The 26,006-nt window shown below is 73.1% G+C and carries 22 protein-coding genes and 1 pseudogene; 7 read left to right on the top strand and 16 right to left on the bottom strand.

Translation table 11 applies throughout. The annotated features are described in order from the left end of the window. Positions 1-9: 9 nt before the first annotated feature. A complete protein-coding gene (locus ACFYVJ_RS04915; RefSeq protein WP_388886664.1) occupies positions 10-987 on the bottom strand; it encodes an NAD(P)-dependent alcohol dehydrogenase in 978 nt (325 codons plus the stop codon). 132 nt (positions 988-1,119) lie between these two features. Between ACFYVJ_RS04915 and ACFYVJ_RS04910 the strand changes: the two are divergent. Continuing rightward, positions 1,120-1,754 (top strand): annotated as a pseudogene (locus tag ACFYVJ_RS04910) (TetR/AcrR family transcriptional regulator). A gap of 48 nt (positions 1,755-1,802) precedes the next feature. On the opposite strand, the gene ACFYVJ_RS04905 reads toward ACFYVJ_RS04910, so the two are convergent. The 6 genes from ACFYVJ_RS04905 to ACFYVJ_RS04880 all read right to left on the bottom strand — a co-directional run bounded on the left by ACFYVJ_RS04905 (position 1,803) and on the right by ACFYVJ_RS04880 (position 10,441). Then, a complete protein-coding gene (locus tag ACFYVJ_RS04905) occupies positions 1,803-2,009 on the bottom strand; it encodes a DUF5999 family protein (RefSeq protein WP_388886662.1) in 207 nt (68 codons plus the stop codon). 246 nt (positions 2,010-2,255) lie between these two features. After that, positions 2,256-3,719: an amino acid permease gene (locus ACFYVJ_RS04900; RefSeq protein ID WP_388886660.1), complete on the bottom strand. Its 1,464-nt coding sequence runs from the start codon at positions 3,717-3,719 to the stop codon at positions 2,256-2,258. Positions 3,720-3,782: 63 nt separating this feature from the next. Continuing rightward, positions 3,783-6,155 (bottom strand): alpha-L-fucosidase, encoded by a 2,373-nt coding sequence (locus tag ACFYVJ_RS04895; RefSeq protein ID WP_388886658.1) that lies wholly within the window; start codon positions 6,153-6,155, stop codon positions 3,783-3,785. Between the two features lie 249 nt (positions 6,156-6,404). Continuing rightward, positions 6,405-8,648, bottom strand: coding sequence for an MMPL family transporter (locus tag ACFYVJ_RS04890; protein ID WP_388886657.1), 2,244 nt, complete (start codon positions 8,646-8,648; stop codon positions 6,405-6,407). A 108-nt stretch (positions 8,649-8,756) separates the two neighbouring features. Further along, positions 8,757-9,356, bottom strand: coding sequence for a TetR/AcrR family transcriptional regulator C-terminal ligand-binding domain-containing protein (locus ACFYVJ_RS04885; RefSeq protein ID WP_388886656.1), 600 nt, complete (start codon positions 9,354-9,356; stop codon positions 8,757-8,759). A gap of 98 nt (positions 9,357-9,454) precedes the next feature. Then, positions 9,455-10,441, bottom strand: a complete 987-nt coding sequence (locus tag ACFYVJ_RS04880; protein WP_388886655.1) for a DUF3048 domain-containing protein — start codon at positions 10,439-10,441, stop codon at positions 9,455-9,457. 288 nt (positions 10,442-10,729) lie between these two features. Between ACFYVJ_RS04880 and ACFYVJ_RS04875 the strand changes: the two genes are divergently transcribed. Beyond that, positions 10,730-10,918, top strand: a complete 189-nt coding sequence (locus ACFYVJ_RS04875) for a hypothetical protein (RefSeq protein ID WP_388886654.1) — start codon at positions 10,730-10,732, stop codon at positions 10,916-10,918. 37 nt (positions 10,919-10,955) lie between these two features. Here the strand turns inward: ACFYVJ_RS04875 and ACFYVJ_RS04870 are convergent, their stop codons facing one another. From ACFYVJ_RS04870 to ACFYVJ_RS04855, 4 genes are all read right to left on the bottom strand, one after another. Next, positions 10,956-12,368, bottom strand: coding sequence for an NAD(P)(+) transhydrogenase (Re/Si-specific) subunit beta (locus ACFYVJ_RS04870; protein WP_388886652.1), 1,413 nt, complete (start codon positions 12,366-12,368; stop codon positions 10,956-10,958). After that, complete coding sequence (locus tag ACFYVJ_RS04865) at positions 12,365-12,682, bottom strand: NAD(P) transhydrogenase subunit alpha (RefSeq protein WP_388886650.1); 318 nt, start codon at positions 12,680-12,682, stop codon at positions 12,365-12,367. The genes ACFYVJ_RS04870 and ACFYVJ_RS04865 overlap by 4 nt, the downstream gene beginning before the upstream one ends. Further along, positions 12,679-13,836: an NAD(P) transhydrogenase subunit alpha gene (locus ACFYVJ_RS04860; RefSeq protein WP_388886648.1), complete on the bottom strand. Its 1,158-nt coding sequence runs from the start codon at positions 13,834-13,836 to the stop codon at positions 12,679-12,681. The genes ACFYVJ_RS04865 and ACFYVJ_RS04860 overlap by 4 nt, the downstream gene beginning before the upstream one ends. Before the next feature lie 149 nt (positions 13,837-13,985). Beyond that, positions 13,986-14,606 (bottom strand): MerR family transcriptional regulator, encoded by a 621-nt coding sequence (locus ACFYVJ_RS04855; protein ID WP_388886647.1) that lies wholly within the window; start codon positions 14,604-14,606, stop codon positions 13,986-13,988. Positions 14,607-14,641: 35 nt separating this feature from the next. Between ACFYVJ_RS04855 and ACFYVJ_RS04850 the strand changes: the two genes are divergently transcribed. Then, positions 14,642-15,034 carry a VOC family protein gene (locus tag ACFYVJ_RS04850; RefSeq protein WP_388886645.1) on the top strand — a complete coding sequence of 131 codons (393 nt, stop codon included), beginning with the start codon at positions 14,642-14,644 and terminating at the stop codon, positions 15,032-15,034. 36 nt (positions 15,035-15,070) lie between these two features. Here ACFYVJ_RS04850 and ACFYVJ_RS04845 read toward each other — a convergent pair whose 3' ends face one another. Beyond that, on the bottom strand, positions 15,071-15,751 hold the full coding sequence (locus tag ACFYVJ_RS04845; protein WP_388886643.1) for a helix-turn-helix domain-containing protein: 681 nt from the start codon (positions 15,749-15,751) through the stop codon (positions 15,071-15,073). 28 nt (positions 15,752-15,779) lie between these two features. Between ACFYVJ_RS04845 and ACFYVJ_RS04840 the strand changes: the two genes are divergently transcribed. Further along, a complete protein-coding gene (locus ACFYVJ_RS04840) occupies positions 15,780-16,649 on the top strand; it encodes an Fpg/Nei family DNA glycosylase (protein WP_388886641.1) in 870 nt (289 codons plus the stop codon). A gap of 11 nt (positions 16,650-16,660) precedes the next feature. Here ACFYVJ_RS04840 and ACFYVJ_RS04835 read toward each other — a convergent pair whose 3' ends face one another. Continuing rightward, complete coding sequence (locus ACFYVJ_RS04835; protein WP_388886640.1) at positions 16,661-16,882, bottom strand: dodecin; 222 nt, start codon at positions 16,880-16,882, stop codon at positions 16,661-16,663. Positions 16,883-16,946: 64 nt separating this feature from the next. Further along, positions 16,947-17,357, bottom strand: coding sequence for a universal stress protein (locus ACFYVJ_RS04830; RefSeq protein WP_388886817.1), 411 nt, complete (start codon positions 17,355-17,357; stop codon positions 16,947-16,949). 215 nt (positions 17,358-17,572) lie between these two features. Between ACFYVJ_RS04830 and ACFYVJ_RS04825 the strand changes: the two genes are divergently transcribed. Beyond that, complete coding sequence (locus ACFYVJ_RS04825; RefSeq protein ID WP_388886638.1) at positions 17,573-19,117, top strand: MFS transporter; 1,545 nt, start codon at positions 17,573-17,575, stop codon at positions 19,115-19,117. Positions 19,118-19,129: 12 nt separating this feature from the next. Here ACFYVJ_RS04825 and ACFYVJ_RS04820 read toward each other — a convergent pair whose 3' ends face one another. After that, positions 19,130-19,693, bottom strand: coding sequence for a dihydrofolate reductase family protein (locus tag ACFYVJ_RS04820; RefSeq protein ID WP_388886636.1), 564 nt, complete (start codon positions 19,691-19,693; stop codon positions 19,130-19,132). 67 nt (positions 19,694-19,760) lie between these two features. Beyond that, positions 19,761-20,465, bottom strand: coding sequence for a helix-turn-helix domain-containing protein (locus ACFYVJ_RS04815; RefSeq protein WP_388886634.1), 705 nt, complete (start codon positions 20,463-20,465; stop codon positions 19,761-19,763). Between the two features lie 272 nt (positions 20,466-20,737). On the opposite strand from ACFYVJ_RS04815, the gene ACFYVJ_RS04810 reads away from it, so the two are divergent. Together ACFYVJ_RS04810 and ACFYVJ_RS04805 are read left to right on the top strand one after the other, a co-directional pair. Further along, the gene (locus ACFYVJ_RS04810; RefSeq protein WP_388886632.1) at positions 20,738-21,508 is read left to right on the top strand and encodes a hypothetical protein; all 771 of its coding nucleotides are present in this window, start codon (positions 20,738-20,740) and stop codon (positions 21,506-21,508) included. Positions 21,509-21,900: 392 nt separating this feature from the next. Then, complete coding sequence (locus tag ACFYVJ_RS04805) at positions 21,901-25,974, top strand: discoidin domain-containing protein (RefSeq protein ID WP_388886630.1); 4,074 nt, start codon at positions 21,901-21,903, stop codon at positions 25,972-25,974. The last annotated feature ends 32 nt before the right edge of the window (positions 25,975-26,006 follow it).

Raw genomic sequence — 26,006 nt, 5'->3', positions numbered from 1 at the left:
CCGCCGCGCTCAGTCGATCCGGACGACGTACTTGCCCCGTACCCCGCCCGCCTCCAGCGCCCGGTGTGCCGCCGCCGTCTCGGCCAGCGGGAAGACCGTGTCCACCGCGGGCACCAGGTGCCCCTCCGCGACCGTGCGGGCGAGGTCGTCGAAGTGCGCGGCCGTGGGGTTGCCGCTGAAGAAGCGCACCCGCGCGCGGCCGTGGACCGCGCCGGCCGCGATGGCGCCCAGCGAGGCGACCGGCCGCGCCGGGTCCAGGGCGATGCCGACCATCCGGCCGCCCGGCTTCAGCAGCCGCCGGAACGTCCGCAGATCGGTGCCCGCCGTGTCGAGGACGACGTCGAACCGGCCCAGCCCGGCGGGTGACGTCCGCCGGTGGTCCAGGGCGTGGTGGGCGCCGAGCGTACGGACGAAGTCCAGGTTGGCGGCCCGGGCCAGGGCCGTGACGTCGGCGCCGTACGCCCGGCCGAGCTGGACGGCGGCGCTGCCGACGCCGCCGGCCGCGCCCCGGACCAGCAGCCGCTCGCCGGGGCGCAGCGCCGCCTTGTCGCGCAGCGCGGTGACCGCGGTGGTGCCCGTCACCGCCAGCGCGGCGGCGGCCACCAGGTCCGGTGCGGCGGGACCGTCCGGCGCCCGGCCGAGGCGCCCGGCCCGTACCGCCACGTACTCGGCGGCGCTGCGCGCCCTGGCCGTGCGGCCCACGAAGCCCCACACCCGGTCGCCCACCGCGAACCCGGCGGCGCCGGCGCCGAGCGCGGCGACCTCGCCGCTGAAGTCCTGCCCCACGCGCTGCGGGAACCTCCGCCCGCTGAGGGCGCGGGCGCGGCCGGCTCGTACCGCCAGGTCACCGCCGTTCACGCTGAACGCGCGCACCCGCACGAGAACCTCGCCCGGGCCCGGCTCCGGGCGCGGCACGCGGCCCACGTACAGCACCTCGGGTCCGCCGAAGCGGTCGAACAGTACGGCTCTCATCGTGTGCTCTGCCATCGTTCCTCACCTTCGCGGCGAACCGGGGATCCGGGGCCGAGCGTAGGCTGGCAAGTGGACGAGATCGTCCACTTGAGCCGGAGGTGAGAGACATTGGCGGCGGAATCCTCTCGGATCGCGGGCCAGGAGGGGCTGCGCGCCGACGCCCGGCGCAACCGGCAGCGCATCCTGGCCGCCGCCCGCGCGGTCTTCGCCGAGCAGGGCATCGACGCCCCCATGGCGGCCGTGGCCCGGCGCGCGGGGGTCGGGGTGGCCACGCTCTACCGGCGGTTCCCGGCCCGGGACGCGCTGGTGCGGGCCGCGTACGCGGAGCAGATGGCCACCTGCGGCCAGGCGCTCACCGACGCGCTGGCCGACCCCGATCCGTGGCGGGGCTTCCGGCGGCTGGTCGAGACGGTCTGCGAACTGCAGCGGGAGGAGCGGGGTTTCCCGGCCGCGTTCCTCGCGGCCTTCCCGGACGGCACCCGCGCGGAGGCGGCCGCACGGGAACGGGCGGAGCGTGACTTCGCGGTGCTGGTCCGCCGGGCGCAGGCGGCGGGCGCGCTGCGGGCCGACTCCACCCCTCCGACCTCGCCGTGGCCCTGCTGGCGCACTGCGGTCTGGTCGGCGCGCTGCCGGGCGACCGGGCGGCGTCGCGGCGGCTGGTGGCCTACCTGCTCCAGTCGTTCCGCGCGGAGGCGGCGGGGCAGCCGCTGCCTCCGCCGGGCGCGGTGTCGCTGAGCAGCCTGCCGACCGCGGCCGGCGGCTCGCCGGGCGGGCGGTCCTGAAGGGCCGGGCCCGGCGGAAGAATCAAGAGGGTCGCACGCCGGCGGGCCTCAGGCCGCGGTCGTCAGCAGCCCGGGGCGCACCTCGCGGCGCGGCGCGACGACGGCGCCGGTCGGCAGCAGTTCACCCGTGTCGTCGAAGACGATCGTGCCGTTGCACAGCAGGCTCCAGCCCTGCTCGGGGTGGAAGGCCACGGTCTGCGCGGCGTCGCGGTCAGTGCGGTCGGCGGCGGGGCATTCGGGCCGGTGGGAGCACATCGGGCACCTCTCGGTCGGGAGGCGGCGGCCCTGCCGGGCCGCCGGTGGCGGTGTGGTTCCGTCTGGAAGGTGAGACCCGGCGGACGCCGGAAACTCATCGCCCATCCTCAGGAAACCACCGCAGGGTTGAGCCCCGGTCCGTACGCGGTCACAGTCCCGTCTCAGCGCCCGGGGGCGCCCGGCCCCGGCTCCGGCCCGGCCCCGTACCGGCACGGCGTCCGCGCCCGGTACGGGGCCCGCCCGGCGTCAGCCGCGCGGCTCGTCGCGCTTGTGCAGGTCGGGTCCTTCCGCCGCCTGCTCGGCGCGGGCCAGCTCGCTGCGGCGGTACGAGTAGGCGAAGTACACGACCATCCCGACCGCGAACCACACGCCGAACCGCAGCCACGTCTCCCACTTCAGGAACGTCACCAGCCAGATCGAGAAGCCGACCCCTATCAGCGGCACCACCGGCATCCCCGGGCAGCGGAACGTGCGCGGCAGCTCCGGCTGCCGGTAGCGCAGCACGATCACCGCGACGCACACCACGACGAACGCCAGCAGGATCCCGATGTTCGTCAGCTCCGCGGCCTCCCCGATCTTCAGGAAGCCCGCGATCAGCGCAGAGCCGACGCCCACGATCCACGTCACCCGCGTCGGCACGTGCCGCGTCCGGTGCGTCTTGGCGAACCACTTGGGCAGCAGCCCGTCGCGGCTCATCGAGAACCACACGCGCGTGACGCCCAGCATGAAGGTGAACATCACCGTGAGGATGCCGATGATGGCCCCCACCGCGATCAGGTTCGCGAGCCAGCCGAGACCCACCGACTCGAACGCCGTGGAGAAGCCGCTCTCCGGGTCGATGCCCTTGTAGTTCTGCATCCCCGTCAGCACCAGCGTCGCGGCCACGTACAGCAGCATCGAGATCGCCAGCGAGTAGAGGATCGCCTTCGGCATGTGCCGCTGCGACTCCTTCGACTCCTCGGCCGCCGTCGACATCGCGTCGTAGCCGAAGACCGCGAAGAACACGGTCGCCGCGCCGGTGAACGCGCCGCCGACGCCGTACGGGAAGAAGGGGTTGTAGTTGGCGGTGTCGATGTGGAAGACGCCCACCAGGATGACGACGAGCACGACGACGACCTTCAGCACCACCACGACGGTCTCGAAGCGCGCCGCGTTCTTGATCCCGAGGGTCAGCAGGTACGCGACCAGCAGGCACAGTACGACCGCGAACAGGTCGACCTTGTGCCCCTCGCCGGTGCCGGGGGCGCCGAGCATCCACGCCGGCAGGTCGGCGCCCATGTTCTCCATGAGGAAGGAGAAGTAGCCGGAGATGCCGATGGCCACCACCGCGACGATCGCGGTGTACTCCAGCAGCAGATCCCAGCCGATGAACCACCCGGCGAGTTCGCCGAGGACCGCGTAGCCGTACGTGTACGCCGAGCCCGCCTTGGGGATCAGGCCCGCGAACTCCGCGTACGACAGGGCCGCCGCCGCGCTCGCCACCCCCGCGATCAGGAAGGAGACGAGCACGGCGGGACCCGCCGTGCCGTTGGCGACCGCGCCGGCGAGCGCGAAGATGCCCGCGCCGATGATGCCGCCGACGCCGATCGCCGTGAGCTGCCACAGCCCGAGGACCCGGGTGAGCTGTTCGCCGCTCTCACCCTCGGCGGTCTCGATGTGCTCGATGGGCTTGCGGCGCAGTACGCCGTCCGTGCTCCAGAGCCCTGCCATGGTGCGTCCTCTCCGTCGAGGCCGTTCGATGACAGTGCAGCACGATGACGGATGAGGTGCCTTTCAGGAAGAGGGGCGGGTGCTCACCTTGAAAACCCAGGCGTGCTTCCCCGCCCTGCGGGCCGCCGCCGGGACCTCGACGACCAGCGCGCCGCCGTCGACGTCCCAGTTCAGCGGGCGGCCGCCGTAGCCGAGCATGGTGATCTCGTCGCCGGCCCTGACGGGCACCGGGGCCTCGACGACGAGCCGGGACGAGGGTGCGGCGAGCGAGTGAATGTAGAAGGCGTCGCGCTTCATGGTGAACCGCAGGTCCTCGCCCAACTGCGCCATGCGCGACCAGTAGGTGGTGCCGTAGATCGCCTCGCCGTTGACGCGCAGCCACTCCCCGGTCTCGCGCAGCCGCCGCTCCATGATCTCGGGGATGGTGCCGTCGGCGCGCGGGCCGATGTCGAGGAGGAAGTTGCCGTTCTTGCTGACGATGTCGACGAGGCTGTGCACGACCTCCTCGGTCGTCATGTACGCATCGTCGGGCGTCTCGGCGTTGTAGCCGTAGGACCGCGGGTCGAGCCCGCGGCTGGCCTCCCACTTGGCGACGACGGTGTTCTCGTACACCTCGTACTCGGGCGTGGTGAAGTCGTGCGGGCCGATGCCGGAACGGTTGTTGACCGTCACCTCGATCGGCCGCGGGCGGTTCCTGGCGTGGTTGAAGTACTCGGCGAGCACCCGGTGGCTGTCGTTGGCGCCGCCGATGTCGCACCACATGATCTCGGTGTCGTACTCGCGGATCAGCTCCAGCATCTGCCCGGCCTGGTAGCCGCGGGTGTAGTCCTGGCCCGAGGTGTAGCCGGTGTAGGGCACGGGCTCCAGCGTGTACGGATTGCGCGGGGCGTGGCCGTACCAGGGGTTGTCCGGGTTGAACCACTCCGGCATCGAGAAGTACAGCCCGCGGTGCAGTTCGGGGGTGTACCTGCGGGACGCGTCGAACAGCTCCTTGATCAGGTCGCGGCGCGGGCCCATCGCGACCGAGTTGCGGGTGGAGAGCTTGGTGTCCCAGAGCGCGAAGCCCTCGTGGTGCTTGGAGGTGAGCACGTGGTACTGCGCGCCCGCGTCGCGGAACAGCTCGACCCAGGAGCGCGGGTTGAAGCGCTCGGCGCGGAACATCGGGATGAAGTCGTCGTACGCGAAGTCCTCGCCGTACACCTCCCGGTGGTGCGCGTGCGTCGGGTTGTCCGGCTGGTTCATCTGCTGCCAGTACCACTCCGCGTACTGCTTGCCGACCGGCGCCCAGGCGGGCACCGAGTACACGCCCCAGTGGATGAAGATGCCGAACTTGGCGTCGTTGAACCAGTACGGCGCCTGATGGCTGCTCAGCGACGCGTCGGTCGGCTCGAAGTCGGGCACCCCGAGCGTCAGCCGGCGCTTGACCTCCGCGGCCGTGCCGCCCCGTCCGGTGGCGACGACGCGGCCCTCCTGCACGGTGCCCGGCGCCACGCCCGCGCGGTTGCGGATGCCGACCGTGACCCGCGCCTGCTCGCCCGGGCCGAGCCGCGGTACCGAGACCGGCGCGACGGTGCGGGCGCCCTCGGTGTCGACGGTGACCGACAGGCCGTCGCGGGCGGCGATCCACACCGCACCGGCGTTGATCAGCGTCGCCTCGACGGACTGCGCGCCCGAGCGCTCCAGCGAGGTGGTGGTGGAGCGGACGTTGCGCAGCGCGACGGCGCGCCCCTCGGCGACGGGCTGCAGGGAGAGCGCGAAGATGTGCAGCGCCGGCTTGTCGGGCTCGGCCCGGTTGATGACCGGCAGGGTGAGCGCGACCGCCTCGCGCACCGGGTCCAGGCCGAGTTCGACGACGGCGATGGACACCTGGTGCGGGTCCTTGGTGCCGCTGGGGGTGTAGCGGTACGGGGCCCGGAGCGAGCCGCCGCCGGAGTACCAGTCGGGGGCGGACAGCCCCGCGGTGGCGGTGCTGCCGTCGGCGTAGTGCACGGTGGCCTCGCCGGAGGCGGTGCCGTACGAGGAGGAGGCGAGGAACAGCACGCTCAGGTAGTGGCCCGGGGGCAGTTCGACGCGCTGGCCCATGGCGACGATGTTGTTGGGGGCGCCGGCGCCCGCGCCGGGGAAGTCGAAGGGGAAGCCGTCGACTTCGACCGGCCCCGCGGGCAGCTCCTCGCCCGGATAGGTGTAGCCGCTGCCGTCGAAGTTGCCGCCGCGGGCGTCGGCGGTGTCGACGCCGTCGTTGTCGAAGTGGGCGGTCAGCGGCACCGGTACGGGGTCGGGGACCCGGCCCCAGTCGTCGGCGGTCGCGCTCTCGTCCGCGGCCCCGGCCGGGCCCTGTGGTGCGGCCCCCGCGGCGGTGGGTGCGAGGCCCAGCGCGGAGCCCGCCGCGGTTCCCGCGCCGATCGCCAGCACGTGCCGTCGTGCAAACCCGTTCATCCCGTTCTCCCTCAAGAACCTTGATCCATCCGATGTCTATGGGAGTTGTGTCAGATTCAAGCGGTTGCTGGGGAGGGAACGTAGAGATTCATCGGATGAACGTCAAGGTTCGACGCAACGGGCGACAACGGGCGGCGGCGTCCAGCGACACCGAGCGGCAACGCACCGGGGCCCGGTGGCGCGAACGCCACCGGGCCCCGGTCGGGTCGGTGCGGTCCCGCGGTGCCCGGGGGCACCGCGGGTCGTGCCTCAGCGCACGCCGGTGGGCTCGGGCTCCCGCTCCTCGCCGGCCGTCGGCGGCGGCACGGCGTCCGCGGCGAGCTGCCGGTACAGCTTCTCGCCCTCCACGTCGACGTTCGGCAGGATCCGGTCCAGCCACTTCGGCAGCCACCAGGCGGACTTGCCGAGCAGCGCGAGCACCGCGGGGACGATGGTCATGCGGACCAGGAAGGCGTCGAAGAGGACCGCCACCGACAAGCCGAAGCCCATCATCTTGATCATGGAGTCGCCCGCGCCGATGAAGCCGGCGAAGACGCTGATCATGATCACGGCGGCAGCGGTGACCACCCGGGCGCCGTAGCGGAAGCCGGTGACCACGGCGTCGCCGGCCGACTCCCCGTGGACGTACGCCTCGCGCATCCGGCTGACGAGGAAGACCTCGTAGTCCATGGCCAGGCCGAAGACCACGCCGATCAGGAAGATCGGCATCATCGACATGATCGGACCGGTCTCCTCGACCCCCAGCAGCCCGGCCAGCCAGCCCCACTGGAAGACCGCGACGACGGCGCCGAGCGCGGCCAGCACGGAGAACAGGAAGCCGAGCGCGGCCTTCAGCGGCACCAGCACCGAGCGGAACACCAGCATCAGCAGGACGAAGGCCAGGCCGACGACCAGTGCCAGATACGGCACCAGCGCGTCGTCGAGCACCTGCGAGAAGTCGATGATCACGGCCGTGTTGCCGGTGAGGTACAGCTCGGCACCGGTGTCGTCCTGGAGCCCCGACGTCAGGTCGCGGATCTCGTGGACCAGGTCCTTGGTGTCGGTGTCGCTCGGGCCGGTGGACGGGGTAACCATGACGGTCGCGGTGTCCCCGGCCTCGTTGAACGCCGCGGGGGTGACGGAGACGACGCCGTCCACGTCGGAGATCCGCGCGACGACCTCGTCGGCCGCGGCCTGCGGGTTCTCCGCCTCGGTGGCGTCGATGACGCCGGTGACCGGGCCGTTGAAGCCCGGGCCGAACGCCTCGGACAGCATGTCGTACGCCTTGCGCTGCGTCGTGTCCGTCGGCTGGCTGCCCTCGTCGGGCAGGCCCAGCTCCATGCTCGCCACCGGCGCGGCCAGCGCGCCGAGCCCGATGATGGCGGTGACCAGCACCAGGACCGGGCGCTTGAGCACCCCGCGGGCCCAGCGGGTGCCCATGTTCGGCTTGGCGTCGTGGTCGGACGCCTTCGGGGCGCCGGTCTCCGGGTTGGCCTTGCGCACCTTCTTGCCGTAGATCCGCTTGCCTACGATGCCGAGCGCGGCCGGGACCAGCGTGAGCGCGATGAGCACCGCGAGCGCGACCGTGCCGGCCGCGGCCAGGCCCATCTTCGTCAGGATCGGGATGTTGACGACCGCCAGGCCGGCCAGCGCGATGATCACGGTGAGGCCGGCAAAGACCACCGCGGAACCGGCCGTGCCCACGGCGCGGCCCGCCGCCTCCTCGCGGGAATGGCCGTCTGTCAGCTCCGCCCGGTAGCGGGAGGCGATGAACAGGGCGTAGTCGATGCCGACCGCGAGGCCGATCATCATCGCCAGCGTGGAGGTCGTGGCGGAGAGGTCGAGCACGGTCGCCAGTGCCGTGATCGACGAGATGCCGATGCCGACGCCGATGAGCGCGGTGATGATCGGCAGCCCCGCCGCGACCAGCGAGCCGAAGGTGATCACGAGCACGACCAGCGCGATGCCGACACCGATGATCTCACCGTGGCCCATGTCGGGCTCGGCCATCACCGCGTCACCGCCGGCCTCGATGGTCAGCCCGTCGTCGCGCTCCTTCTCCCCCAGGTCGGTGAGGGCTTCGCGGGTCTCGTCCTCGATCTCCATGGACGTGACCTTGTAGTCGACGACCGCGTACGCCGTGGAGCCGTCCTTGCTGACGCCCGCGTTGTCCGCGAAGGGGTCGCCGACGGACTCCACCTGGTCGCCGGCGATGCCGTCGAGCACGCTGTCGACAGCCTCGCGGTTGTCGGTGGCGGTGATCTTCTGGCCGTCGGGTGCCTCGAAGACGATACGGGCTGTCGCGCCGTCGGCGGACTGCCCGGGGAAGCGCTCCTCAAGAAGGTCGAACGCCTGCTGTGCCTCGGTGCCGGGCAGCGCGAATTCGTCCTCGGGCGGGGTGCCCGCCGACGACGCCCCGAACCCGGCGAGGACGAAGAGCAGCAGCCATATCAGCGCCGTGATACCGCGCCGCCGGAAGGCTAGCCGGCCGAGTTTGTATAGGTAGGTGGCCACGAGCAGGTTTCTCCTGATCTCGACGGTGGGTTGTGTTGAACCAGCCCGACGACGAGAGCGGCGTACGCCAGGTGGAGCCGTGTTCTGTTGTGGTTGGCGAACGACAGGTCAGTTCATATGCAGGGCGGGGAGAATCACTGCGTCGACATAACGGACAAGATAGTCGCTGGAGACCGGCGCGTTCTCGATGAGGGGGCGGGCCAGCATGGCCCCCAGCATCATGTGCGGGACGAACTTCGCGGCGGGGATGTCCGCGGTCAGCTCGCCGCGCGCGACGGCGCGATCGATCAGCTCCTGGAAGGCGGCCAGCTCCGGTTCGATCAAGAGCTGCCGCATGGCCTGCTGCAGTTCCTCGTTGGACTGCTGAGCGAAGGCGACCGCGCGCAGGAGGGCCGAGTCCTTCTCCGCGCTCTGGCACACACCGTCGGCGAACTGCACGAGGTCTCCGCGCAGCGTGCCGGTGTCGATCCCGGCCGACCTCACCGGCTTGCCGTGCCGGAGCGCCGTGGCGACCAGGTGCGGCTTGGAGTGCCACTGGCGGTAGAGGGTGGCCTTGCTGGACCGCGTACGAGCCGCGACCGCGTCCATGGTGAGGGCCTCGTAGCCGACTTCGCGCAGATGGTCGAGCACGGCCTCGAAGAGCTCCTGCTCGCGCTCGGCGCTCAGCCGGCTCCGGCGCCCGGTGGCGCTGGTGTCCTGCACGACCATCGGGCCCCCTCCCCAGTCAGCGGAACGAAACGGTTTCGTACCCAAAAAATGGTAGCGGCTGTCAGAACCGGTTCGCGCCAATAAGGGTGTGGTTTGCGTCACTCTGTGAAGACGACCCAGACCGGACCCCGCGCGAAGCGCAGCCGCTCGCCGTCCGCGCCGGTGAACTCCGTGCCGCCGCCCGCCGATCCGCGCTCCCACCGCGCCTCGTACGACCTGCCGCCGCGCAGCACCTCCGCCTTGCCGGTGCCGACGGTCTCGGTGAAGGGGGAGACGTTGCCCGAACGGTCGCCGAAATCCGAGTCGCGGATCTTCACATGCTGGACGACGACCGTCGCCGCCGACAGCCGCCCGCCCGCCGCGGTGGCGGCCGGGGTGCCGTCGAAGGAGATCAGCCAGCGCTTCCCGGCCCCGTCCCAGGTGAAGCCGAAGCTCGCGGCGGGGTAGCGCACGGTGCGCTCGGCGGTGGCCTCGCCGCCCTTCGGTGCCGGGCCGAAGCGGAAGCCGATGTCCCGTGCCCGGTCCGCCTCGGGCGCCGCGGCCAGCGCCCGCTCCGGCCGGACGAAGAGGTTGTGCGGTACGGGCTTCGCGGGGTCGCGCAGGTACGCGTCGCCCGCGGTGCCCGTGGGCACAGGGAACAGGGGCGCCTCGTCGATCAGCGGGAGCAGCTTGGACTGCGCCCCGGAGAAGGCGAGCGCGGGCCTGCCGAACTGCTCCAGGAGTGCGAGGTCGGACTCGCGGGCGCTGCGCACCGGGCCGACCCGCTCCGGCGGATGCGAGGCGTAGACGGCGAGCAGCCGGCTGAGGCCGGCCTCCACCCGTTCGACGTAGACGATGTCCGCGCGCTCCAGGCCCGTCTGCGGGCGCGCGGGCGCGGCGTTGTCGACCTTCACGCCCAGTACGGGTCCGCCGCCTCCCGCCAGTCCGGTGAACGGCGAGCCGCTGTGCCGCTCCTTCCGGGGCTTTCCGGGCTTCTGCGTCTCCTCCTTGGTGCACCCGCCCGCGAGCAGCAGCGGGAGCACCAGGAGCAGGGCCGGCAGGGCCGCGGGCGTAGGCAGAAGGCGGGCTATGCGGCTGGTGCCCATGGCGTCCCTTCCCGGGGTGACACAACCCTTATGTATGACTGTGGCCTGATTCTAGAATCGATCCGCCGGACCGGATAACGCCGGGCGTCCCCGGCCCCGAGTCGTTACCCTGGGGGAACGGACAGCCCCGCCCACGGGGAAGGGCCCGACACCTCGGACCGGTCCGCGAGCCCAGCCGGCGCCACCGCGTCCGAACTGCCCACCCGAACAGCCCGGGGTGTCCGCCGCCGACACCCGCCGCCCGGCCAGGGCGGGCTGACCAGTTCACATGACCCGGAGGAGTGCACGTTGACCACCGAAGCCGCACCGGAACGGCATCCCCAGCCCGCCCCCCGGCCGCACCCGCGTCCGCGGGTGGCCGAGGAGTCCCTGAGCAGCCTGGACGTGTGGGCGCGCTCGGCCCCCATCCGGCTCGCCGGATACGAGGACGACCCGGCCGACACCGCCGAGCTGCACATCCTGCGCGGCATCGACTGATCCGCCCGGGCCCTCCGCGCCCGTACTCCCGCGTGCGCTAGCCGACGAACGTGCGGACCGCCGCCTTCAGATCGGCGAGCCCCTTCTTGGCGTCGGTGAAGAACATCCCGGTGTTCTCCGCGGTGTACAGCTCGTTGTCGATGCCCGCGTACCCGTGGCCCATCGACCGCTTGATCACCACCACGCTCTTGGCCCGGTCCACATCCAGGATCGGCATGCCGGAGATCGCGTTGCCCGGCCGCCGCGCGGCCGGGTTGGTGACGTCGTTGGCGCCGATCACCAGCGCCACGTCCGCCTGCGGGAACTCCGGGTTCGCCTCCTCCATCTCCTTGAGCTGCGGATACGGCACGTTGGCTTCGGCCAGCAGCACGTTCATGTGCCCCGGCATCCGGCCGGCCACCGGGTGGATCGCGTACGTGACCTCCACGCCGTGCTCCTCCAGCAGGTCCGCCAGGTCGCCCAGCTCGTGCTGCGCCTGCGCGGCCGCCAGCCCGTACCCCGGCACGATGACGACCTTGCCGGCGTACGCGAGCTGGATCGCCACGTCGTCGACCGAGACCGGGCGCACCTGCACGTCCCCGTCCGTGCCCACGGCCGCCGCCTCGTCGCCGGTGCCGAAGCCGCCGACGATGATGGCCGGAATCGAACGGTTCATGGCATCCGCCATCAGCTTGGTGAGGATCGTGCCCGAGGCGCCGACGAGCGCGCCGGCGATGATCAGCGCCGGCTCGTTGAGCACGAAACCGGCCATGCCGACCGCCGTGCCGGTGAAGGCGTTGAGCAGCGAGATCACCACGGGCATGTCCGCGCCGCCGATCGGCAGCACCATCGTGACGCCGAACGCCAGCCCGGCGAGCGTCAGCAGCGTCAGCGCCGCGACGCTGCCCGGGTCCACCACCAGCCAGACGCCGGCCCCGGCGAAGACCAGGGCGAGCCCGGCGTTCAGCGCCTGGCTGCCCGGCAGGACGATCGGCTTGCCCGGGATCACGCCCTGCAGCTTCCCGGCGGCGATCAGCGAGCCGGAGAAGGTGATGGCGCCGATGAGGATGTCGATGCCGCCCGGCACGGTGGTGCGCGCGCCGAGGTCCTCCGGGTGCGCGTGCTGGAGCACCTCGACGATGGCCAGCAGCGCGGCGGCGCCGCCGCCGACCGCGTTGAACAGGCTCACCAACTGCGGCATCGCGGTCATCTCGACGGTACGGGCCAGATACAGCCCGGCGCCGGAGCCGACGATGGTCGCGGAGAGCAGTACCAGCCAGCCGGTCGCGGTGATGTCGCCGCGCTCCGCCAGCAGCACCGCGGTCGCCACGATCGCCACGGCCATGGCACCGGCCGAGAGGGTGTTGCCGCGGCGGGCGGTGGCGGGGGAGTTCATCAGCCGCAGGCCGAGCACGAAGCACGCGGCGGCGGCCAGCAGCACGTACCGTACGGCGGTCTCCAGATCGCTCATTTCGCCGCACCTCCCTTGGCGCCGCCGGCCGTCGGCCGGGCGCGGAACATGTGGAGCATCCGGTCCGTGACGACGTACCCGCCGACGACGTTCATCGCGCCGAACGCGACGGCCACGAACGCCAGCGCGTACTCCAGCGGCTCGTGGGCCAGGGACGTCACCAGCATCGCGCCGATCAGCACGATTCCGTGGATCGAGTTGGCGCCGGACATCAGCGGCGTGTGCAGCGTCGCCGGCACCTTGCTGATCACTTCGAAGCCGACCAGCACGCTGAGCACGAAGATCGTGACTGCGGTGAGCAGATCGAGGTTCACCGGTTCCCTCCGTTCCGCGGGGCGACCGCGTCGCTGACGACCTCGCCGCCGTGTGCGACGACCACGCCGGCCTGGATGTCGTCGTCGAGGTCGATGCGCACCGCCTCGTCGGCCACCAGGTGCGCCAGCAGCGCGCTGATGTTGCGGGCGTACGCGGTGGAGGCGGCGGTCGCCATCACCGAGGGCAGGTTGCCCGCGCCGATCAGCGTCACGCCGCCGGCGAGGACCGCGGTCTTGTCCGGCTCGGACAGCTCCACGTTGCCGCCGAGTTCGCTGGCGGCCATGTCCACCACCACCGACCCCGGGCGCATCTGCTCCAGCGCCTCGGCCGTGACCATCAGCGGCGGCTTGCGGCCCGGCACCCGGGCGGTGGTGATCACCACGTCGAAGCGGGGCACCGCCGCCGTCAGCGCGGCGAGCTGCGCCCGCTGCTCCTCGTCGGTGAGCACGCGCGCGTAGCCGCCCTCGCCCGCCGCCGAGGCCACGCCCTCCAGCTCCAGGAACTTCGCGCCCAGCGACTCGATCTCGCCCTGTGCCGCGGGCCGGACGTCGTACGCGGTGACGATCGAGCCGAGCCGGCGGGCGGTGGCGATGGCCTGCAGCCCGGCGACGCCCGCGCCGAGCACGAGAACGGCGGCGGGCTTCGAGGTGCCCGCCGCCGTGGTCAGCATCGGAAAGTACCGGTCGTAGCTGTCGGCGGCGAGCAGCACCGCCTTGTATCCCGCGACATTGGCCTGGGAGGTCAGCGCGTCCATCGTCTGGGCCCGGCTGAGCGTACGGGGCAGCAGGTCGAGGCTGACGACGGTCACCCCCCGGGCGGCCAGCTCGCCGATCAGGGTGGCCTGGCGGAGCGGGTCGAGCATCCCGATGAGCGTCTGCCCGGAGCGCAGGGCGGCGGCGGTCTCGCGGTCGGGGGGTCCGACGCAGAGCACGACGTCAGCCCGGCGGATCAGCTCGTCCGCGCCGACGACCTCGGCCTCCGCGGCCGTGTAGTCGGCGTCGGTGAACCAGGCGCTCGTGCCCGCGCCGGTCTCGACGAGGACGTCGACACCCGACCGGCGCACACGGGTGACGACTTCGGGGGTGAGGGCGACGCGGCGCTCGTCCGGCGCGCGCTCCCTCAGGACCCCCGCGGTGACGGCTTGGGCTCCCATGCTTCTCGCTCCCTCTTGGGCGAATTGCGGGCGACCTCAGGGTGCTGCCCCCGGTGCGCGGTGGGGACACCTCGGGCAGCGGTGATGCGGGTGTGCGTTGGTGGTGCGGTGGTGGCGCGGTGTGCGGTGGTGGTGCCGGGACGGGCACGCTATCGGATAACCGTTCCGTTCGGACCGCCCCGGACGTGCGGTTCCTGCGGATCGCGACCGGCGGACGGGCCGGTGCCGACCGGGAGGTGAGCCAGGCTCTCGCCGGCCGCGAGCCGGCGCACGAGGGCCTGGAAAGTGGGGCAGCGGGTGAAGTCGTGCGCCTCGCACTCCAGCGCGTGGTCGATCATCGCCTTCGACCGCTCGATCTCCCGCATCCGCTCCTGGAGCTCCTCCCGGTGCCGTGCCAGCAGCGCGTGCCGGTCGGCGGGGCCCTGCGCGGCGAACAGCTCGCGCAGTTGCTCCAGGCTGAGCCCCCCGCGCTTGCCGCCGATGATCATGGCGACCCGGGAGACGTGGTCGGAGGTGTAGCGCCGGCGGCCGTTCACGCGCTCCGCCGGGGTGAGCAGGCCCATGGCCTCCCAGTGCCGCAGCACGTGGGCGGCGAGGCCGAAGCGCCCGGCCAGCTCGCCGATGGTCATGGACTCGCCCGACTTCATGTTGACATTAACTTGCAGAGTGGGCCCGGAGTCAAGGGAGGAGACCGGATACGGCGTGATCGTCGCGGGCAGCGCCCGCCGGCCGGACTGCGCCGCGCGGGTGAGGACGTCCGATTCGTTCAAGACGCGCCCGCCGGCCCGTTCCTAGGGTCGGGGTCATGACCGCACGATTCGACGCCATCGGAATGGTGACCGCCGACATGGCCGCCACCCTCGCCTTCTACCGCCTGCTCGGCCTGGACATCCCCGCCGACGCCGACGGGCAGCCGCACGTCGAGGCGGCGCTGCCCGGCGGGCTGCGCCTGATGTGGGACGGGGAGGAGGCGATCAAGTCCTTCGCGCCCGACTTCGAGCCGCCGACCGGGGAGGGGCGCATCGGCCTCGCCTTCCGCTGCGACGGACCCGCCGACGTGGACGCGACGTACGCGATGCTCACCGAGGCGGGGTACAAGGGCGCCATGGCGCCCTGGGACGCCGAGTGGGGCCAGCGCTACGCGCAGGTGCACGACCCGGACGGCAACAGCGTCGACCTCTTCGCCCCGCTCGGCTGACCGCCGGGCCCGCGGCGAGCGGGGCCGGGCTGCCGCTCAGAGCAGCGCCGTCAGCGGCACCCCGGCCAGCGCCCGCATCTCGCGCGCCAGGTGCGCCTGGTCCGCGTACCCCGCCAGCGCCGCCGCCCCGGCCGGCGGCGTGCCCGCCCTGGCCAGCGCCAGCGCGCGGTTCATCCGCAGCACCCGGGCCAGCGTCTTCGGCCCGTACCCGAACGCCGCCAGGCTGCGCCGGTGCAACTGCCGCTCGCCGAGCCCCACCGCCCCCGCGACCTCGGCCACCGGCCGGCCCGCCGCCAGCGCCGCGACGACCGCCGGCACGTACGGCTCCGGCGGCTCCGCGTCCGCCAGGCGCGCCCGCGCCAGCGCCTCCAGCGCCGCGCCCGGGTCCGCCGCCCCGGCGACCCGCTCCGCCGCGATCCGGGCCCGCCGCTCGCCCCACAGATCCGCCAGCGGCACCCGCAGGTTCCGCAGTTCGTGCGCGGGCGCGCCCAGCACCGCCGGGCCCTGCCCCGGGGCGAAGCGCAGCCCGGTGTACGTGTCGCCCGCGGCCCCCGTGCCGACGTGCGCCCGGGTGTCGGGGCCCGCGACGAGCAGCCCGCGAGGCGTGAGGATCAGGTCGGTGCCGCCGTCCGGGAGCACCCGGTACGGTCCCGGGCGGACGTCCCGGCGGCGCCAGACGACCGCGCCGCCGAGCAGCGCGGGACTCTCCTCGTACATCACTCCAGGATGCCGCAGACTGGGAGGCATGCCCGAGCTTCCCGAAGTCGAAGCGCTCAGCGGATTCCTGACCGAGCACCTGGTGGGGCGGTACGTCGCCCGGGTGCAGCCGGTCGCGATCAGCGTGCTCAAGACGTACGACCCGCCGCTCACCGCGCTGGAGGGCGCCGAGGTCACGGCCGTCGGGCGGCACGGCAAGTTCCTGGACCTCACGGTCGCCGACGAACTGCACCTGGTGATCCATCTGGCCCGGGCCGGCTGGCTGCAGTGGAAGGACAAGCTGCCGGCCGCGCCGCCGCGTCCCGGCAAGGGCCCGCTGGCGCTGCGGGTGCGGCTGGCCGAGCCGGAGGGCGCGGGCTTCGACCTGACCGAGGCGGGCACGCAGAAGCGCCTGGCGGTCTACTGCGTACGGGAGCCGCAGGACGTGCCCGGCGTCGCCCGGCTGGGGCCCGACCCGCTGGCCGCGGCGTTCACGGCGGAGGCGTTCGCCGGGCTGCTGGCGGGTGAGCGGCGGCAGATCAAGGGCGTGCTGCGCGACCAGTCGACGATCGCCGGCATCGGCAACGCGTACTCCGACGAGATCCTGCACGTCGCGAAGCTCTCCCCGTACAAGCTCGCCGCGAACCTCACCGACGAGGAGACCGCCGTGCTCTACGCGGCGATCGGCGACACCCTGCGCGGCGCCGTCGAGCGCTCCCGCGGGGTGGCCGCGGGGCGGCTGAAGGCGGAGAAGAAGAGCGGGCTGCGGGTGCACGGGCGGGCCGGGGAGAAGTGCCCGGTCTGCGGCGACACGATCCGCGAGGTGTCGTTCGCCGACTCGGCGCTGCAGTACTGCCCCACCTGCCAGACCGGCGGCAAGCCGCTGGCCGACCGGAGGATGTCCCGGCTGCTGAAGTGACGCGGCCGGGCTCAGGAGCCGCCGGCGTCCTCCAGCCGGAAGCCCACCTTCAGGCACACCTGCCAGTGCGCCACGACGCCGTTCTCCAGTTGCCCGCGCACCTGGGTGACCTCGAACCAGTCGAGGTGGCGCAACGTCTGCGAGGCGCGCGCGACGCCGTTGCGGACGGCGTCGTCGACGCCGGCGGGGGAGGAGCCGACGATCTCGGTGACGCGGTACGTGTGATCGCTCATGAACCCACCGTGCCGCAGACCCGCCGGGCTCGCGACACGGGCGGCACCCGGCCGAACCCGGGGGCTACGGCACCACGGTGACCGGCCAGCGGCCCGCCTTGACCAGGCGTACCGCCACCGAGCCGACGAGCCGGTGCCCCGCCTGCTCCGAGGCGCCGACGATCACCGCGTCCGCCTTGAGGTCCTGCGCCGCCTGCACCAGCCCGGTGTACGCGTCGCCGTGCAGGGTGTGGAACTCCCAGCGCACGTCGAACAGGCCGCGCAACTGCGCCACCGCCCGCCGGATCTCCGCCACCAGTTCCTCGGCCACCTCCGCCGTCGTGTCCGCCACCGGCGCGCCGAGCGCGGCCGCGGCGGCCAGCGTCGGCTGCACGTACACCACCGCGAGCAGCGAGCCCTGCCGCCGGGCCAGGCCCGCGGCGTAGGCGGCGGCGCGCCAGGAGGTGTCGGAGCCGTCGACGCCGACGAGGATCACCTTGGGGCCGTCGGTGCCGCGCTCGAAACCGGACGTGCTCCCGGGGCGGTGTGCCGGGCGCTCCCCGGTCCCGTCCCCTGACCTGTTCTCTGACCTGTCTTCGAGGTTGCCCTCGGTGCCGGCATCGCTCACAACCCGGACGGTACCCGACGCGCCGCGGGGCGGGCACGGTCCGGTACGGTGCGCGCGGCCGGGCGGTGCGGTTGACTGCGGGCATGACGCAATCCCGCCCAGCCGCAGGCGCTCCCGCGGATCTACGGCTCGCCCAGCCGGCCGGGCGCTGGCTGCTGACCGCGGTGGTGATCGGCTCGGGCATCACGTTCCTCGACGCCACCGTCGTCAACGTCGCGCTGCCCACCATCGGCGACGAACTCGGCGCCTCCCTCGGCGGGCTGCAGTGGACCGTCACCGGCTACACCCTCACCCTCGCCGCGCTCATCCTCCTCGGCGGCGCCCTCGGCGACCGCTACGGCCGCCGCCGGATCTTCATCTTCGGCACGGTGTGGTTCGCGGTGTCCTCACTGCTGTGCGCGCTGGCGCCGAACGTCGGCATCCTCATCGGCGCCCGCACGCTTCAGGGCATCGGCGGCGCGCTGCTGACCCCCGGGTCCCTCGCCCTCATCCAGGCGTCCTTCGCCCCCGAGGACCGGGCCCGCGCGATCGGCGTCTGGTCGGGCCTCGCCGGCATCGCGAGCGCCCTCGGCCCGCTGCTCGGCGGCTGGCTGGTGGAGGCGGCGAGCTGGCGGTGGGTCTTCGCCATCAACGTGCCGCTGGCCGTCGTCGTCGTGGCCGTCGCCGCCCGGCACGTACCCGAGAGCCGCGACGAGACGGCCACGGGACGCTTCGACTGGACCGGCGCCGCGCTCGGCGCGCTCGGCCTGGCGGGTGTGACGTACGCCCTGATCGCCGCGCCCGAGAAGGGCGTCTCGGCGCTGCTGCTGGCCGCGAGCAGCGGCGTGGGGGTGGCGAGCCTGGCGGCGTTCGTGTTCGTCCAGCGGCGCAGCAGCCACCCGATGCTGCCCACCGGGATCTTCGGCTCCCGCCAGTTCACCGCGGCGAACGTGGTCACGTTCGTCGTCTACGCCGCCCTCGGCGGGGTGACCTTCTTCCTCGTGCTGGACCTGCAGATCGCCGCCGGCTACTCGCCGATCGCCGCGGGCTCCGCGCTGCTGCCGGTGACGCTCATCATGCTGGCGCTCTCGGAGCGGTCGGGAAAGCTGTCGGAGCGCATCGGGCCGCGCATCCCGATGACGGTCGGCCCGGCGATCTGCGCCGGCGGGCTGCTGCTGATGCTGCGCATCGGCGGCCCCGGCGGCAACGTGTCCTACGTACAGGACGTGCTGCCCGGGGTGGTGCTCTTCGGCTTCGGCCTGGCGACGACGGTCGCCCCGCTCACCGCCACCGTCCTGGGCGCCGTGGAGGACCGGCACTCCGGCATCGCCTCCGGCGTCAACAACGCGGTGGCCCGCGCCGCGGGCCTGCTCGCCGTCGCCGCGCTGCCGCTGGCCGCCGGGCTCTCCGGCAACGACTACCGCAACCCCGGGGCGTTCGGCGACGGCTTCCGCGTCGCCCTGTTCGTCTGCGCCGCGCTGCTCGCGGGCGGGGCCGTGCTGTCCTGGCTGACGATCCGCTCGCCGAAGGAGCCGGCGGGGGCGCCGGAACCGCCGTGCCAGGTGCACTGCACGATGGCGGGCCCGCCGCTGCAGTCGCTGGTCGAGGACCCGGCCGCCGACGACCCCGAGGAGCCGCAACGCCCCTAGGCCCCTGGTCCCCTAGGCCGCCGGGCCGTCCGCCGGGCCGTAGACCAGGTGCAGCACGCCGGAGCCGAACGCCTTCGAGTCGAGCAGCTTCAGCGGGATCCTGGTGTCGCCCTCGTCGAAGAGCCGCTCGCCCTGGCGCACCGCGACCGGGTGGACCAGCAGGTGCAACTCGTCCAGCAGGCCGTGCGCGAGCAGTTCGCGGATCACGGAGACCGAGCCGCCGATGGAGACGTTCCCGCCGGACTCCTGCTTGAGCGCGGTCACGCCGGTGATCAGGTCGCCCTGGAGCTTCTCGGAGTTGCGCCAGGTCAGGTCGACCTCGCCGCGGCTGACGACGATCTTGCGGGCGTCGCCGAGGATCTTCGCGAAGCCGGCGTCCTCGTCGTCGGTGTCCTCCCGCTGCGGCCACGCCTCCGCGAAGCCGTCGTAGGTCTTGCGGCCGTAGAGCATGGTGTCGGACATCAGCCCGCCGACCGCCTCGCCCATCTCGTCGTCGAAGTAGGACATGTGCCACTGGTCGGGCGCCTCCACGACGCCGTCGAGGGAGATGAACAGGCTGGCGACGATCTTTCTCACGACAGGCTCCAGAGGGCGGGGGGTCGGCGGACGTGCAATCCGTCGTGACGTTAGCGGCCGCCGGGCGTCAGGTCTTGTAGAGAAGCGACAGCGGCTGCGCGGGCCGCGGGTCGTCCCGCAACTGGCCCGCGGTCCGGCCGATGAACCGGCTGAGCGCGTGGGCCAGATGGGGCTCGTCGTAGTAGCCGAGGCGGTGCACGACGTCCTGGGCCGCCGCGCCCTCGCGGAGCAGCACCGCGGCGTGCCGGGCCCGCTCTATCTGCCGGGCGGCGCCGTGGGTGAACCCGGTCGCGGCCCGGAAGCGCCGCTGCGCGGTGCGCGCGGAGACGTCCGGCGTGCCGCCGCGCATCAGGTCGCCCACGAGCGGATCGCGGACGAGCACGCCGGCGCGCACCAGCCGGTCCGCGAACGCCTCGGCGTCGTCGGGTCCCGGCACCGGCCAATGGGAGCCCTTCAGCCAGAACGACCTGCGCGTCACGTCCGGTATGTCCACCCCGTCGTCGACCAGCAGGTGCGCCGGCAGATGCGTCAGCGAGGTGCCCAGCGCGAAGGTGATGCCGAAGAACGCCGCCTCCTCGGGCACCGGCGCCGTGCTCGTCCGCGACTCGGGCCCGGCCACCGCGGCCTGGAACCCGGCGGGCGACTCCCAGAACACCAGGTCCCAGCAGGCCGAGGCGACCGCCGTCATCCGGTCGATGCCCTCGCTGCGGCTGCGCCAGACGTACGACACGTACGGCGAGTCCGACGCCCGCCCCTCGATCTCCAGTCCCATCGCACCCCCTCGCGACAACCGGCGCCGCACGGGCGCCTCCCGCCGTGCAGTCTGGCACGCGCCACTGACAACGGCCGGGCGGCGGCCGGCGGGACGGGCGCGCGGCGGTGGTCCCGGACGGCGGCCGCCGCCGCCAAGCTCCGTACGGCGTACGGGCGTTGCCCGCGGCCCGGCGCCCCTCACGGCGGAGCAGGGGTTTTACACCCGCTTTCGCGGCCCGGTGCTTCGATGCAGGCCGCGAACGACCCACCGAGCTCCCTGAGGGGGACCCCTTGAGACGTCTCGCCACGGCCCTGGCCGCCGTCCTCGCCGGCGCCGCCGCGCTGGCGCCGCTCGCCGAGGCCGCCGCGCCCGCGGCCGCGCCCGACCCCGCGCCCGGCGGGCCGCAGCGCCCGTACGAACCGGATGTGGCGGGCACCGACAACATCGACACCCTGGACGTCACCGCCACCCGCGGCCCCGGGCGGAGCGTGACCGTCGCCTTCGACCGGCGCAGCCGCGCCGCCGAGGGGACGACGCCCGCCGGAGCCCGCCGCTTCGTCTTCCTCTTCGACCGCTCCGTCAGCTTCCGCCCGGAGTCCTTCCCGACCTGCGCCCGCGCCGTGGTCGAGGCCGGCGGCGTGGCCGCCTGCCCGCCCGGCTCCCTCGTCGGCGAGGGCCTCGGCAACTGGCCGGACGGCTCGGAGCACGGCGTGGCCGTCGTCAACACGCGCGTCGACGGCACGCCCGGGGTGCTCGTGGTCATCCCCGGCACCGGCGCGATCCTGGAGCAGACCTTCGAGCGCGTACGGGATCCGTACCGCGGCGACTACCGGTGGGCGGCCGACGAGATCGTGCCGCCCAGCCCGGTGCCGCCGGGGGAGCGCGCGGGCACCACGCGCTTCCGGCTGTCGTTCGGCGCGACCCGCGAGGACCGCGGCCGCACCGTCGGCTTCGTCGAGACGACGGCGCGGCCCGGCGACACGCTGGGGTTCGGGCTGTGGAGCGAGTTCGTCACCGGCCAGGTCGTGCTGCCCACGGCGACCGCGCGACTGCGGCCCTGACCCCTTCCCGTACGGTTCCGCATCCCGTACGGGCCCGGCCGGGGCGGTGCCGTCAGAACTCCCGCAGCGTCACCGCCCCGGCCGCCCCGCCACCGCACGCCCACGGCGAAGCCGCCGCAACGCAAGAAACAGCCAAGAAATGTAAGCGAGTTGCGTTCCGTAGATGGGCGGCGCGCGGGTCTGTGGGTGTGGGGCGGATGTCCCCAGCTCCGCACGCTGCCAACTCGTGCGTGAATCGTCCTTGTTGTGCTGCTGTCATGTGCACGCAAGTCGGTTCGGCGTGGCCGTGTGCGGGATCGGGGTCGGTGTCGCGACCGTAGACTTACCATGATCGTTCTGCAATTCTGCGATATCTCAGCGCAATTAGCTAACTCACAGGTTGGACGACCCCCATGAGAAAGCACCGCTCGAGACATCGGCCCACCATCGCCGCCCTCGCCACCGGACTGCTCCTGTTCGGCCTGCCCGTCCTCCCCGCCGTCGCCGCGGCCGGCTCCGACGCCGCCGCCGGCCGCCCCGCCGCGGCCAGCAGCGCCGCCCCGCGGCACGCCGCGGCGGAGGTCACGGACGGCGACCAGGACACGTACTGGCAGAGCCGGGGCACGGGCCCGCAGTGGGTGCAGACAGACCTCGGCCGGCAGGCGCGCGTCGACGAGGTCGTGCTCCGGCTGCCCGCGGACGCCGCCGCACGCAAGCAGACGCTCGCCGTGCAGGGCAGCGCCGACGGCACCACCTTCCACACCCTGTCCGCCGAGGACACCCGCTCCTTCCGCCCCGCCGCGGACAACACCGTGACCGTACGGTTCCCCGCGTCCCTGACCCGCTACGTGCGCGTGCAGTTCGCCGGCACCACCGCCGAACGCCCCGCCCGCCTCGCCGAACTCGCCGTGCACACCGCCGCGGACAAAGCCGCCGACCTCGCCGCGGGCCGCCCCCTCAAGGCCAGCAGCCACACCGGCGACCGGACCGCCGACCGGGCGGGCGACGGCGACCGCGACAGCTTCTGGCAGAGCGCGAAGAGCAAGCGCGAGCAGTGGCTGCGGACCGACCTCGGCGCCACCGTCGGCATCGACCGCGCCGTGCTCAAGCTCCCCGGGGGCGGCGCCGCGCGCGTACAGAACCTCAAGCTCCAGGGCAGCACGGACGGCCGGGAGTTCACCGACCTGACCGCCGCCCGCGACATCGCCTTCGGCGCCGCCGGCGGCCACAGCGCGACCCTCTCCTTCGACACCGCCGTCACCCGCCACGTACGCGTCGTCTTCACGGCCGGCACCGGCAGCGCGCGCCTGGCCGAGCTGGAGGTCTACGGCCCGGCCGGCGGCGACACCCGGCCGCCCGGCACCCCCCGCGACCTCACCCGCACCGCGCTGCCGGACGGCCGCGTCCAGCTCGACTGGCGGCCGCCGGCCGCCGGCGCGGACGGCATCGCCGGCTACGACGTCTATGCCGACGGGCGGCTGCGCACCGGCGTCGCCGCCGGCGTGACGACGTACGTCGACACCCCGGCGCCCGGCGAGTCGGTCACGTACCGCGTCCGTGCCCGGGACGGCGCCGGCAACCAGTCGCCCGACAGCGCCAAGGTGACCGCCAAGGCCCGCCCGGCGGACGCCGCCACCGCCGCCGCGGAGCCCGCCGCACCCGACCCCGGCACCGCCGCCGCGACCGCGGCCGCCGCCGACCCCGACCTGGCCGGGGGCAAGCCGATCACCGCCTCCTCCCACGTCCACAACTTCGTCGCCACCAACGCCAACGACGGCAACCGCGGCACCTACTGGGAGGGCGCCGGCGGCGCCTACCCCGGCACCCTCACCGTCGCGCTCGGCGCCAACGCCGACGTCAGCGCCGTCGTGGTCCAGCTCAACCCCGACCCCATCTGGGGTCCGCGCACCCAGACCTTCTCGGTCCTCGGCCGGGAGCAGGACGCCACCTCCTTCACCACCCTCAAGGCCGGCGCCCAGTACGCCTTCGACCCCGCCACCGGCAACACCGTCACCGTCCCCGTGACCGGCCGCGTCGCCGACCTGCGGCTGTCGTTCACCGCCAACACCGGCGCCCCGGCGGGCCAGGTGGGCGAACTCCAGGTCCTCGGCACCGCCGCGCCCAACCCCGACCTGGAGGTCACCGGCCTCACCCACACCCCCGCAAGCCCCGACGAGACCCAGTCCGTCACCCTCGCCGCGACGGTGCACAACGCCGGCGAGGAGCCCGCGGCGGCCACCGGCGTCGACTTCCTGCTCGGCGGCGAGCCGGCCGGCACCGCCGACGTCGGCACGCTGGCCCCCGGCGCCACGCGGACCGTGACCGCGAACACCGGCGCGCACGACGCCGGCGAGTACGCCGTCGGCGCCGTCGTCGACCCCGACGACACCGTCGTCGAACAGGACGAGGGAAACAACGAGTACACCGCTCCCACCCCGCTCCGCGTCTCGCCCGTGCAGAGCAGCGACCTCGTCGCCGCCTCGGTGGACTGGACGCCCAGTTCCGCGACCGCCGGGGAGCGGGTCGACTTCTCCGTGTCGCTGAAGAACCAGGGCACCCGGGCGTCGGCGAGCGGCAGCCACCCGATCACCCTGACGCTGCGCAATGCCGCCGGCGGTACGGTCACCACGCTGAACGGCGCGCACAACGGCACCATCGCCGCCGGCGCCACCACCGCCCCGGTCGGCCTGGGCGGCTGGACGGCGGCCAACGGCTCGTACACCGTCGAGGTGACGGTCGCCGCCGACGCCAACGAGGTGCCGGTCAAGCGCGAGAACAACACCAGCACCCAGTCGCTGTTCGTCGGCCGCGGCGCCGACATGCCGTACGACACGTACGAGGCAGAGGACGGCACCGTCGCCGGCGGCGCGCAGGTCGTCGGCCCGAACCGCACCATCGGCGACGTCGCGGGCGAGGCGTCCGGGCGGCGCGCGGTGACCCTCGACCAGACCGGCGAGTCCGTCGAGTTCACCACCAGGGCGAGCACGAACACCCTGGTCACCCGGTTCTCCATCCCCGACGCCCCGGGCGGCGGCGGCATCGACGCCACCCTGAACGTCTACGTCGACGGCACCTTCCACAAGGCCGTCAGCCTCACCTCGAAGTACGCCTGGCTGTACGGGGCGGAGGCCAGTCCCGGCAACAGCCCCGGCGCGGGGCCCGCGCGGCACATCTACGACGAGGCGAACCTGATGCTGGACAGGACCGTGCCCGCCGGCAGCAAGATCCGGCTCCAGAAGGACGCGGCCAACACCACCAGCTACGCGATCGACTTCGTCAGCCTGGAGCAGGTCGCGCCGAAGGCCAACCCGGACCCGGCCGCGTACACCGTGCCCGCCGGGGTCACCCACCAGGACGTGCAGAACGCCCTGGACCGCGTGCGCATGGACACCACGGGACAGCTCAAGGGCGTCTACCTCCCGCCCGGCGCGTACCAGACGTCGAGCAAGTTCCAGGTGTACGGCAAGCCGGTGCAGGTCGTCGGCGCAGGACCCTGGTACACCCGCTTCCACGCGCCCGCCGGCCAGCAGAACACCGACGTCGGCTTCCGCGCCGAGCAGGCGGCGGCGGGCTCCTCCTTCCGGGGCTTCGCCTACTTCGGCAACTACACCAGCCGCATCGACGGCCCCGGCAAGGTCTTCGACTTCCAGAACGTCTCGGACATCACGATCGACGACATCTGGAACGAGCACATGGTGTGCCTCTACTGGGGCGCCAACACCGACGACATCACCATCGGGAACTCCCGCATCCGCAACTCGTTCGCGGACGCCGTCAACATGACCAACGGGAGCACCGGCGCCCACGTCGTCAACAACGAGTCCCGCGCCACCGGCGACGACAGCTTCGCGCTCTTCTCCGCGATCGACGCGGGCGGCTCCGACATGCACAGCAACGTCTACGAGAACCTCACCTCGCTGCTCACCTGGCGGGCCGCGGGCATCGCCGTCTACGGCGGCTACAACAACACCTTCCGCAACATCCGCATCGCCGACACCCTCGTCTACTCCGGAGTCACGGTCAGCTCGCTGGACTTCGGCTATCCGATGAACGGCTTCGGCACCCAGCCGACGACCCTGGAGAACATCACCATCGAACGCTGCGGCGGGCACTTCTGGGGCGCGCAGACCTTCCCGGGCATCTGGCTCTTCTCCGCCTCGAAGGTCTTCCAGGGCATCAGGATCAACAACGTCGACATCGTCGACCCGACGTACTCCGGGATCATGTTCCAGACCAACTACGTGGGAGGCCAGCCGCAGTTCCCGATCAAGGACACCATCCTCAGCGACATCACCATCTCCGGCGCCCGCAAGAGCGGTGACGCCTTCGACGCCAAGTCCGGCTTCGGCCTGTGGGCGAACGAGATGCCCGAGGCGGGCCAGGGCCCGGCCGTCGGCCAGGTCACGTTCCGCGGCCTCACCCTGAGGAACAACGCGCAGGACGTCAAGAACACCACGTCCACCTTCACCATCGACATCCAGCCCTGATCCGCGACCCCTCGCGGGCAGGCGCCCCGGCC

It is taken from the genome of Streptomyces sp. NPDC004134 (assembly GCF_042874195.1).
Taxonomy (GTDB): domain Bacteria; phylum Actinomycetota; class Actinomycetes; order Streptomycetales; family Streptomycetaceae; genus Streptomyces.
The sequence above is the reverse complement of the archived record's forward strand: the minus strand, read 5'-3'. Positions and strand labels throughout refer to the sequence as shown.

What these genes read in the sequence shown, in the direction of transcription:
- ACFYVJ_RS04870 (WP_388886652.1), bottom strand. Translation starts at nt 12,368, where the DNA reads ATGAGCGATCTGGAGACCGCCGTACGGTACGTGCTGCTGGCCGCCGCC.
- ACFYVJ_RS04915 (WP_388886664.1), bottom strand. Translation starts at nt 987, where the DNA reads ATGGCAGAGCACACGATGAGAGCCGTACTGTTCGACCGCTTCGGCGGA.
- ACFYVJ_RS04905 (WP_388886662.1), bottom strand. Translation starts at nt 2,009, where the DNA reads ATGTGCTCCCACCGGCCCGAATGCCCCGCCGCCGACCGCACTGACCGC.
- ACFYVJ_RS04845 (WP_388886643.1), bottom strand. Translation starts at nt 15,751, where the DNA reads ATGTACGAGGAGAGTCCCGCGCTGCTCGGCGGCGCGGTCGTCTGGCGC.
- ACFYVJ_RS04850 (WP_388886645.1), top strand. Translation starts at nt 14,642, where the DNA reads ATGACCGCACGATTCGACGCCATCGGAATGGTGACCGCCGACATGGCC.
- ACFYVJ_RS04900 (WP_388886660.1), bottom strand. Translation starts at nt 3,719, where the DNA reads ATGGCAGGGCTCTGGAGCACGGACGGCGTACTGCGCCGCAAGCCCATC.
- ACFYVJ_RS04860 (WP_388886648.1), bottom strand. Translation starts at nt 13,836, where the DNA reads ATGGGAGCCCAAGCCGTCACCGCGGGGGTCCTGAGGGAGCGCGCGCCG.
- ACFYVJ_RS04835 (WP_388886640.1), bottom strand. Translation starts at nt 16,882, where the DNA reads ATGAGCGATCACACGTACCGCGTCACCGAGATCGTCGGCTCCTCCCCC.
- ACFYVJ_RS04895 (WP_388886658.1), bottom strand. Translation starts at nt 6,155, where the DNA reads ATGAACGGGTTTGCACGACGGCACGTGCTGGCGATCGGCGCGGGAACC.
- ACFYVJ_RS04880 (WP_388886655.1), bottom strand. Translation starts at nt 10,441, where the DNA reads ATGGGCACCAGCCGCATAGCCCGCCTTCTGCCTACGCCCGCGGCCCTG.
- ACFYVJ_RS04825 (WP_388886638.1), top strand. Translation starts at nt 17,573, where the DNA reads ATGACGCAATCCCGCCCAGCCGCAGGCGCTCCCGCGGATCTACGGCTC.
- ACFYVJ_RS04815 (WP_388886634.1), bottom strand. Translation starts at nt 20,465, where the DNA reads ATGGGACTGGAGATCGAGGGGCGGGCGTCGGACTCGCCGTACGTGTCG.
- ACFYVJ_RS04805 (WP_388886630.1), top strand. Translation starts at nt 21,901, where the DNA reads ATGAGAAAGCACCGCTCGAGACATCGGCCCACCATCGCCGCCCTCGCC.
- ACFYVJ_RS04885 (WP_388886656.1), bottom strand. Translation starts at nt 9,356, where the DNA reads ATGGTCGTGCAGGACACCAGCGCCACCGGGCGCCGGAGCCGGCTGAGC.
- ACFYVJ_RS04840 (WP_388886641.1), top strand. Translation starts at nt 15,780, where the DNA reads ATGCCCGAGCTTCCCGAAGTCGAAGCGCTCAGCGGATTCCTGACCGAG.